Below are 4,550 nucleotides of genomic sequence, written 5' to 3'. Positions count from 1 at the left end.
TGGCACAGGTCTGATCATGGCCGAAAGCAGGAAGAAGCCGGCCGCGGGCGCCGACAAAAAGGCCAACCGGCGCGGCGCCGCGCGGCTCGCCGCCGTGCAGGCGCTCTACCAGATGGATATCGCGGGCTCCGGGATCAACGATATTTTTGCCGAGTTCGAGAGCCATTGGCTCGGCGGCGAGGTCGAGGGCGAAAAGTACCTGCCGGCCGAGGCGGCCTTTTTCCGCGATATCGTGGCCGGCGTCGTGCGCGATCAGGCGCGGCTCGATCCCATGATCGACGAGGCGCTGTCGAAAGGCTGGCCGCTGAAGCGGATCGACGCCATCCTGCGCGCCGTGCTGCGCGCGGGCTCCTATGAGCTCGAACACCGCATGGACGTGCCTGGCCGGGTCGTCGTGTCGGAATATGTCGACGTCGCCAACGCCTTTGTCGAGCGCGAGGAGACTGGCATGGTGAACGCGGTTCTGGACCAGATCGCCCGGCAGTTCCGTGCCGATGAATTTTCGCGCGGGTAGCCCCAAGTTCTGTGGTCATACCCCGCGAAAGCGGGGTATCCAGTACGCTGCGGCTTCACCGTTCTATCACTGGTGTCTCGGATTACTGGATCGCCCGGTCAAGCCGGGCGATGACAGCGAGTGAGGCTCGAACGCGTGCCATGGCCGATGATCGACCAAATCCCTCCGGCGAAGACGCGCTGATTGCGCGCTACTTCAGGCCGCTCGCGACCGATCCCGGCGCGTTCGGCCTCCTGGACGATGCGGCGGCGGTCGATGCGCGCGGGGAAGACATCGTCGTGACCACGGATGCGGTCGTCGAGGGCGTGCATTACCTCGAAGGCGATCCCCCCGATACGATTGCGCGCAAGGCGCTGCGGGTCAATCTGTCCGATCTCGCCGCCAAGGGCGCAACGCCCGCCGGCTTCGTGCTCACGCTTGCGCTGAGCGGCGCTGAGACGTCCTGGCTCACGGAATTCGCACGCGGATTGGGAGAGGATGTAAAACTGTTCGGCTGCCCGCTGCTCGGAGGTGACACCGTCTCGACGCCGGGGCCGGCCATGGTCTCCATCACGGCGTTCGGCCGCGCGCCCAAGGGAACGATGGTTCATCGCAGCGGCGCAGCGCCCGGCGACCGCATCATGGTGACCGGCGCGATCGGCGATGCGACGCTCGGCCTCGACATTCTCAAGGGCGGCGCAACGGCTGCCGCGATGGCGGGCGATCCCGCCGCGCGGGACCATTTGATCAGCCGCTACCGCGTTCCGCAGCCGCGCAACGCCTTGGCGCTGCCGGTGCGCGACCACGCCAGCGCCGCGATGGACGTGTCCGATGGGCTGGCTGGCGACCTCGCAAAACTGTGTGCGGCCTCGGGCGTGAGCGCCGTCATCGATGCGCCCCGCATTCCGATCTCGGATGCGGCTCGCGCCGTGCTGGCGCGCGGGGCAGCCGGCATCGAGCGGCTGGTGTCCGGCGGCGATGATTATGAACTCCTCTGCGCGGTGCCCGAGGCGCGCGTCGAGAGTTTTGCGGAAGCCGCGCGGCTCGCCGGCGTTGCTCTGACCGCGATTGGACGGGTGATCGCCGGAACAGGCGCGCCGCGTTTCCTCGGTGCTGATGGCGCGGAGATCGCGCTCAAGCGGCTGTCCTATAGCCATTTCTAGGAATTGAGCCAGAACCGCCGTCGTCGGCAATATCTTTCCGAAAAAAGCGCATAATACCAGTCCAAAAGGCCTGATTTGGCCCTTCGCGGCGTTGCACCGCCGTGGCGATTTTGGCATGGTCCCGGCCGATTTGAGGCGCTCCCTTGTGGGGAGGGGCGACCTCCTTTTGTGTGCACGTCGCGCCGAAGTTGCGACGGCACGGGGGAAGAACAGGTCTTGAGGAAACTGAAATGACAGCTTTATGGGTGATTGTGCTCTGCGGGGCGCTCTCCATCGTTTACGCAATCTGGGCCACGAACTCCGTGCTGGGGGCGGACGCGGGCAATCCGCGCATGCAGGAGATCGCGGCGGCCGTGCGCGAAGGCGCGCAGGCCTATCTGCGGCGCCAGTACACCACGATCGGCATCGTCGGCGTCGTGATCTTCGCGCTGCTCGCTTATTTCCTCGGCACGCGGGTCGCGATCGGCTTTGCGATCGGCGCGATCCTGTCGGGCGCCGCCGGCTTCATCGGCATGAACGTCTCGGTGCGCGCCAATGTCCGCACCGCGCAGGCGGCGACCACGTCGCTGGCCGGCGGGCTCGAACTCGCGTTCAAGGCGGGCGCCATCACCGGGCTTCTGGTGGCGGGGCTGGCGCTGCTCGGTGTCACCATCTATTTCGCGGTGCTGACCAAGGGCATGGGCCTCGCGCCGGACAGCCGCACCGTGGTCGACGCCATGGTCGCGCTTGGCTTCGGCGCCTCGCTGATCTCGATCTTCGCGCGTCTGGGCGGCGGCATCTTCACCAAGGGCGCCGACGTCGGCGGCGACCTCGTCGGCAAAGTCGAGGCCGGCATCCCGGAGGACGATCCGCGCAACCCGGCAACCATCGCCGACAACGTCGGTGACAATGTCGGCGACTGCGCCGGCATGGCCGCCGACCTGTTCGAGACCTATGCGGTGACCGCGGTCGCGACCATGGTGCTGGCCGCGATCTTCTTCGCCAAATCGTCGGCGCTCGAAAGCATGATGACGCTGCCGCTCGCGATCGGCGGCATCTGCATCATCACCTCGATCATCGGCACCTTCTTCGTCAAGCTCGGCGCCAGCCAGTCGATCATGGGTGCGCTCTACAAGGGCCTGATCGCGACCGGCGTGCTGTCGCTGATCGGCGTCGCGGGCGTGATCTATTACCTGGTCGGCTTCGACAAGCTGCCTGGCGTCGACTACACCGGCGCGGCGCTGTTCGAATGCGGCGTCATCGGTCTTGCCGTCACCGGCCTGATCATCTGGATCACCGAATACTACACCGGCACCGACTATCGTCCGGTGAAGTCGATTGCGTCGGCCTCGGTCACCGGCCACGGCACCAACGTGATCCAGGGCCTGGCGATCTCGATGGAGGCGACTGCGCTGCCCGCGATCGTCATCATCGCCGGCATCCTCATCACCTACAACCTGGCCGGCCTGTTCGGGATCGCGATCGCCACCACGACCATGCTGTCGCTGGCCGGCATGATCGTCGCGCTCGACGCTTTTGGCCCCGTGACCGACAATGCCGGCGGCATCGCCGAGATGGCCGGCCTGCCGAAGGAGGTCCGCAAGTCGACCGATGCGCTGGATGCGGTCGGCAACACCACCAAGGCGGTCACCAAGGGCTATGCGATCGGCTCGGCCGGTCTCGGCGCGCTGGTGCTGTTTGCGGCCTATAACCAGGACCTCAAATTCTTCATCAGTGATGCCGCGCAACACCCCTATTTCCAGGGCATCAATCCGGACTTCTCGCTGAACAACCCCTATGTGGTGGTGGGCCTCTTGTTCGGCGGCCTGTTGCCCTACCTGTTCGGCGCGATGGGCATGACGGCGGTCGGCCGCGCAGCCGGCGCCATCGTCGAGGAGGTGCGGCGCCAGTTCCGCGAAAAGCCAGGGATTATGCAGGGCACCGACAAGCCCGACTACGGCAAGGCCGTCGACCTGCTGACCAAGGCCGCGATCAAGGAGATGATCGTCCCGTCGCTGCTGCCGGTGCTGTCGCCGATCGTGGTCTACTTCCTGATCTATGTCATCGCGGGCGGTGGAGCGGCCGGCAAGTCGGCGGCGTTCTCCGCTGTTGGAGCGATGCTGCTCGGCGTCATCGTGACAGGCCTGTTCGTCGCGATCTCGATGACCTCGGGCGGTGGCGCCTGGGACAACGCCAAGAAGTACATCGAGGACGGTCATTTCGGCGGCAAGGGCTCTGACGCCCACAAGTCGGCGGTGACCGGCGACACCGTCGGCGATCCCTACAAGGACACGGCGGGACCGGCCGTGAACCCGATGATCAAGATCACCAACATCGTGGCGCTGCTGCTGCTTGCGATTCTGGCGCACTGAAGCCGGATCGATGCAATTGAGATCCCGCGGGGTGAAAGCCTCGCGGGATTTTTTTTCATTCGTCATTGCGCGCGAGGCGAAGCAATCCAGTGCTTCAAGGCATTCCGGAGCCCGTGGAAGGACTGGATTGCTTCAGCGCCAAAGGCGCCTCGCAATGACGGCTGAGGTTTTTGCTTGAATCAGTCACTGCACGTCGAGGTGCAGTCCCTCCCTGTCGATGATGGACGCGAACTTCGTGGTCTCCGCAGCCACGAAATCCGAGAATTGTTGCGGCGTGCCGTAGTCGGGGCGGGCGCCCATCGCGGCGATGTTCTTTTTGATGTCCTCGCGCTCCAGCATGAGCTTCACCTGCTGATTCAGCGCTTCCACGATCTCGCCTGGGCAGGTTTTTGGCAAAAACACGCCGAACCAGGAGGAGACGTCGAACCGGGCCAGTTCGGCGGCGCTCTCGCGCATGGTCGGAAGATCGGGCGCCGAGGCGCTGCGTTCCGGCGTGGTGACCGCGAGCCCGGTCAGCTTGCCGTCCAGCACCTGCGGCAGCGA

At 65.5% G+C, this 4,550-nt stretch carries 4 protein-coding genes; 3 read left to right on the top strand and 1 reads right to left on the bottom strand.

Annotated features, from left to right (window positions below; translation table 11 throughout):
- Window positions 1-16: 16 nt before the first annotated feature.
- From nusB to JOZ76_RS35055, 3 genes are all read left to right on the top strand, one after another.
- Complete coding sequence (gene nusB / locus JOZ76_RS35065) at window positions 17-514, top strand: transcription antitermination factor NusB (RefSeq protein WP_291705955.1); 498 nt, start codon at window positions 17-19, stop codon at window positions 512-514.
- Between the two features lie 140 nt (window positions 515-654).
- Window positions 655-1,656, top strand: coding sequence for a thiamine-phosphate kinase (gene thiL, locus JOZ76_RS35060; protein WP_291705954.1), 1,002 nt, complete (start codon window positions 655-657; stop codon window positions 1,654-1,656).
- Window positions 1,657-1,886: 230 nt separating this feature from the next.
- Window positions 1,887-4,007, top strand: coding sequence for a sodium-translocating pyrophosphatase (locus tag JOZ76_RS35055; protein WP_291705953.1), 2,121 nt, complete (start codon window positions 1,887-1,889; stop codon window positions 4,005-4,007).
- Window positions 4,008-4,190: 183 nt separating this feature from the next.
- Here JOZ76_RS35055 and JOZ76_RS35050 read toward each other — a convergent pair.
- On the bottom strand, window positions 4,191-4,550 hold a 360-nt coding region (locus JOZ76_RS35050; RefSeq protein ID WP_291705952.1), incomplete at its 5' end, for a Bug family tripartite tricarboxylate transporter substrate binding protein.

This window comes from Bradyrhizobium sp. (genome assembly GCF_019244115.1).
Lineage (GTDB): Bacteria > Pseudomonadota > Alphaproteobacteria > Rhizobiales > Xanthobacteraceae > Bradyrhizobium.
This window is presented reverse-complemented; position numbering and strand designations above follow the sequence as displayed.